This window comes from Aeromonas sp. ZOR0002 (assembly GCF_963866995.1).
GTDB lineage: Bacteria > Pseudomonadota > Gammaproteobacteria > Enterobacterales > Aeromonadaceae > Aeromonas > Aeromonas caviae.
Window position 1 is genome coordinate 691 of record NZ_CAWMFQ010000139.1, and the last position, 3,938, is coordinate 4,628.

At 64.9% G+C, this 3,938-nt stretch carries 5 protein-coding genes; 3 read left to right on the forward strand and 2 right to left on the reverse strand.

All coding sequences use genetic code 11. The features are described 5' to 3' along the window. From AACR77_RS08375 to AACR77_RS08385, 3 genes are all read left to right on the forward strand, one after another. On the forward strand, positions 1-294 hold a 294-nt coding region (locus AACR77_RS08375; RefSeq protein WP_231563184.1), incomplete at its 5' end, for a GDYXXLXY domain-containing protein. A gap of 191 nt (positions 295-485) precedes the next feature. After that, complete coding sequence (locus AACR77_RS08380; protein ID WP_042880787.1) at positions 486-1,208, forward strand: substrate-binding periplasmic protein; 723 nt, start codon at positions 486-488, stop codon at positions 1,206-1,208. A gap of 280 nt (positions 1,209-1,488) precedes the next feature. Beyond that, the gene (locus AACR77_RS08385; RefSeq protein WP_029314742.1) at positions 1,489-1,767 is read left to right on the forward strand and encodes a hypothetical protein; all 279 of its coding nucleotides are present in this window, start codon (positions 1,489-1,491) and stop codon (positions 1,765-1,767) included. 102 nt (positions 1,768-1,869) lie between these two features. Here AACR77_RS08385 and AACR77_RS08390 read toward each other — a convergent pair whose 3' ends face one another. Together AACR77_RS08390 and AACR77_RS08395 are read right to left on the reverse strand one after the other, a co-directional pair. Beyond that, positions 1,870-2,157 (reverse strand): hypothetical protein, encoded by a 288-nt coding sequence (locus AACR77_RS08390; protein ID WP_042864058.1) that lies wholly within the window; start codon positions 2,155-2,157, stop codon positions 1,870-1,872. Between the two features lie 86 nt (positions 2,158-2,243). After that, entirely contained in the window at positions 2,244-3,302 is a 1,059-nt protein-coding gene (locus AACR77_RS08395) for a GGDEF domain-containing protein (protein ID WP_052224791.1), read from the reverse strand. Between the last annotated feature and the right edge of the window lie 636 nt (positions 3,303-3,938).

Consider the following 3,938-nt stretch of genomic DNA (forward strand, 5'->3'; position numbering starts at 1 on the left):
GCCGTCGGCCCCCACACCCTGGTCGTTCGCCTGGATGAACATCAGGTGGTGCACTGGGTGGAAGGGGGCAAGCCCGAGGCCCCGGGCCCGGGGGAGCGTCTGCTCAAGGTGCGCCAGCGCGACGGCCAGTGGTTTATCGGGCCTGACGCCTTCTTCTTCGAAGAGGGCACGGGAGATCAGTATGAGTCGGCCCGCTACGGCGAGTTTCGTCTGCAGGAGGATGGCAGCACCCTGCTGGTGGGGCTGAGGGACGAGGCGTTCACCCCCCTGGGTCACACCCGCCCGGCCTGGTAAAAAGGGGGCGCCGACCCGGTTGTGAGTGGCAAGATGATGACGGCCCCCGGCGGATAACGTCTGCGCCGGGTGGCGAAACGCCGTGACTTGGCAACACTTGAAACTGGGCACTCGGCAGCAGGACGGTCAGGATGAACATAGACATTGCAGTCCCCCTTCGCAGACTGGTCGCCTGCGCCGCCCTCGCGGCCATGGTCTGGGGCACTCCCGCGACCCAGGCCAGCCCGGCGCTCGCCAGCCTGCACTACCTCACCGAAGAGTACAAACCCTACAACTTCACCGGGGAGGATGGCGCCCCGACCGGCTTTGCCATCGACCTGCTGCACCTGGTGTGGCAAAAGACCGGCACCCCTGTCCAGCCCGTCAGCATCCTCCCCTGGGCCAGGGGTTACTACCTGCTGACCCAGAAACCCAATGTGGTGCTCTTCTCCACCGCCCGCACCGAGGCGCGCAATCCCCTGTTCAAGTGGGCCTGCCCCATCGGCTATGCCGAGATAGTGCTGATGGGACTCGCCAGTCGCCCCCTGACCCTGACCCGCCTGGAAGATGCCCAGCGCTACACCATAGGCGCCGTGCGATCCGATGTGGGGGAGCAACTGCTGCTCAACGCCGGCTTCGACGAGCAGAAGATCATGACCGCCAACCGCCTCTCCCAGGCCTTGCGCATGCTCACCTCGGGCCGGGTCGAGCTGATCTCCAGCAACAAATCCACCCTGCTGGATCTCATCAAGACCCAGCAGCTGGATCCCGCCCAGTTCGAGGTGCGCTGGATGTTGAGCTCTGAGCAGTACTGCTTCGCCTTCAGCCACCCGGTTGACGATGCCCTGGTCAGGGAGTTCCAGCTCGGCCTGACCCAGGTGCTGGCCAGCAGCGACTTCCAGCAGCTCCAGCACAAATACTTCCCCTCCCCCTGACCCCTTCCCCCGCCGGGGCCGCCAAGGCCCCGGCCCGCCTTTGAGCCAGCGCACGAAACCCGTTTAATGTTCACCACTTGCAACGACAAGGGGTGACGCAGACCGCCTCGGGTCCGTAATATAGGGCGCAGGAGCCTGTTGGCCCCTTTTTCACGGCAAGGGGCAGGGCGCACGGTGGCAGCGACAGTCAGGGGCGGCAGCGTGCCCGCTGGTCGCCTTCATCGGGCAGCGCCGCGCTCACGCCCTTCCCCGCCATCTCTGCGATCTCTTGGGAATACACATGCACAACACAGCGAAATGGTTGATGAGTCTCTCGGTCTGCGCCCTTCTGATGGCCTGCGGCGGTGACAAGACCACCGGCAAGGCCTGTCTCGGGTCAAACAACGACACCCTGGTGGAGGGGATGCAGGACAAGTGCAAGGCGGGGGACATTGTCGCCACCAAGCACCCGGCCTATTTCTGCGATTTCAACTACGCGGTCACCTTCAACAGCTACAACTCCGCGATTTGCGTTTACTCCGGCGGTCTGAAACCGGAGAGAACCACAGAAAAGTCATGACTGGCGACCCATTTGCCCCGTCTGACACGAAGAGGGCGGCAGGATATGTGGTCAATGCCCGGGCGGCGGTACCGCCCAGGCCATCCGGGGGCGGCTTCGCCCCTATTTCACCCGCATCAGACGGTGATGCTGCCCGGCGCACTCGAGCTGGAGCACCTGGGATCGGGCCATGGCCTCCACCCTGGCCAGCATCTCGGCGCTGTAGCCCTTGCGACGCATCCATTGCAAGGGCTCCTCGAAGCCCCCTTCGTTGACCACGAAGGTATCTGTGTAGGACTCCTTGACGATGCTGACCACCCAGATGCGCTGCTGAAACTCGCAGAGTCCGGCCACCAGGGTGGCCGCCCGCCCGGCAAGGGCGCGCACACGACGGACAAGAAGATGAACCATGGTATGGGCTCCGAACTGATAAAAGGGAAAACAGACTGGCACCCGGGTGGACGCGCCACCCTGTGCCCTCTCAACCCGCCCCGCTGCTATCGCGGGGCAGACACCTGACTGGAAGGGGGCGGGTTCCCGCCCTCCCCTGCGGCCCGGCGCTGGCGCTTGACCGCATACATGCTCGCATCAGCCCGGTTCAGCGCCTCCTCGACGCTGACCTCGGCCGGCATCACGGCCACCGCCCCCACGCTGGCACCGGGATAATGGATCACCTTGTCCCCCACCGGCAGTGACAGCACGCTGTGCTCGAACAGGCGCTGGCGAAACGCCGCCACCGCCCCGTCCAGCGTGTCGGCGTCCGGGAAAGGCCCCATGCCCACGGCCACGAACTCGTCCCCCCCAAAGCGGGCCAGCAGATCGCCGCCGCGCAGGGTCTCGCTCAGTTGCCGCGCCATGGCGGTGAGCAGCCTGTCCCCCGCCTCGTGGCCATGCTCGTCGTTAATGGCCTTGAAGCCATCGAGATCCACAAAGGCGATGAGCACCGGATGCCCCGCCCGCTCCGACAGGGAGAACAAGCGGGTGAGTTCGAGCATCAGGGCGCGGCGATTGGGGAGCCCGGTGAGGGGATCGGAGAGGGCCAGGCGCGAGAGCTCGTCGTTGGCCTGCTGCAATTGCCGCAACAGTTGCTCCCGCTCCACCTGTTCGGCAATCAGGTGCGCGAAGAAGGCGATGAGCTGCTGCGCCCCCGCCACCGCGGGCTTTTGTTCGGTACTGGCGCCGCACAGGGTGCCATAGAGGGAGCCGGTCGAGGTGCGCACCGGGCTGCTCAGATAGGAGCGAATGCCGAGCTCGCTGGCCGCCTGGGAGTCCCCCCACAGAGCGGCGACGTCGTCGGTGTAGCCAATCTCATCGTCGATGGCACGGCGACACAGGGTATCGCTCCACTCCACCGTCATCCCCTCGGGGATCTGCAGCCCGGCCGCATTGCGGGCAAACAGAACATGCTGGCTGCTTTGCCCGAGGTCAATCTCGGTGAGATAGGTCGACTCCAGCCCGGTCACCGACTCCAGCATCTCCAGCAAAGGGCGGGTCAGGCTCTCCAGATCCCGCGCCTTGATCACCTGCTCCGAGAGCGCCAGCAATAACTTGTCCATGCCTACCTCCACAACTGCGTGCATGTAATGGGCGACCACCTTAGCCAACTCGGGGCGGGCCCGACAAGCGGGAGACCGCGATTGACCGGGGGAAAGATCGATTTGTTCACATTTTGGCATAACCGGCCCCCAAGCGGCGTCGCCATGCGAAACACAGGGACACAACCCTGCCCTCGCCCCTGGGTGCCGGCTCGATTCCCGCCGCGTATTCGCCCACGGTCACCATCCCCTCGCCCCTTGAGGGGAGAGGGTCAAGGTGAGGGGCACTCGCCGTCATTGGGCATGGCTACGTCGGTAGGGTCGGTAGGGTCGGTAGGGTCGATTAGCGAAGCATCATCGTCCGCGGTAACCGTCCCCTCTCCCTTATGCGGGAAAGGGGTAAGGTGCCAATAAGCCTGTTGGGTGCAATAAGCGTGTAGGGTCGATTAGCGCAGCGTAATCGTCCGCGCTAACCATTCCCTCTCCCCTTGGGGGAGAGGGCTAGGGTGAGGGGTCGGTAACGTCATTGCCTGGCGAATGCCGCACCACGCCTCAATGACATGGCTTCGCCGCGCAGGACACGAGGACTGAGTCCTCGACGGGGTTTCGGCTTTGTCCCCTCTCCCCTTGCGGGAGAGGGTCAGGGTGAGGGGGTCG

What these genes read in the sequence shown, in the direction of transcription:
- AACR77_RS08390 (WP_042864058.1), bottom strand. Translation starts at nt 2,157, where the DNA reads ATGGTTCATCTTCTTGTCCGTCGTGTGCGCGCCCTTGCCGGGCGGGCG.
- AACR77_RS08385 (WP_029314742.1), top strand. Translation starts at nt 1,489, where the DNA reads ATGCACAACACAGCGAAATGGTTGATGAGTCTCTCGGTCTGCGCCCTT.
- AACR77_RS08395 (WP_052224791.1), bottom strand. Translation starts at nt 3,302, where the DNA reads ATGGACAAGTTATTGCTGGCGCTCTCGGAGCAGGTGATCAAGGCGCGG.
- AACR77_RS08380 (WP_042880787.1), top strand. Translation starts at nt 486, where the DNA reads ATGGTCTGGGGCACTCCCGCGACCCAGGCCAGCCCGGCGCTCGCCAGC.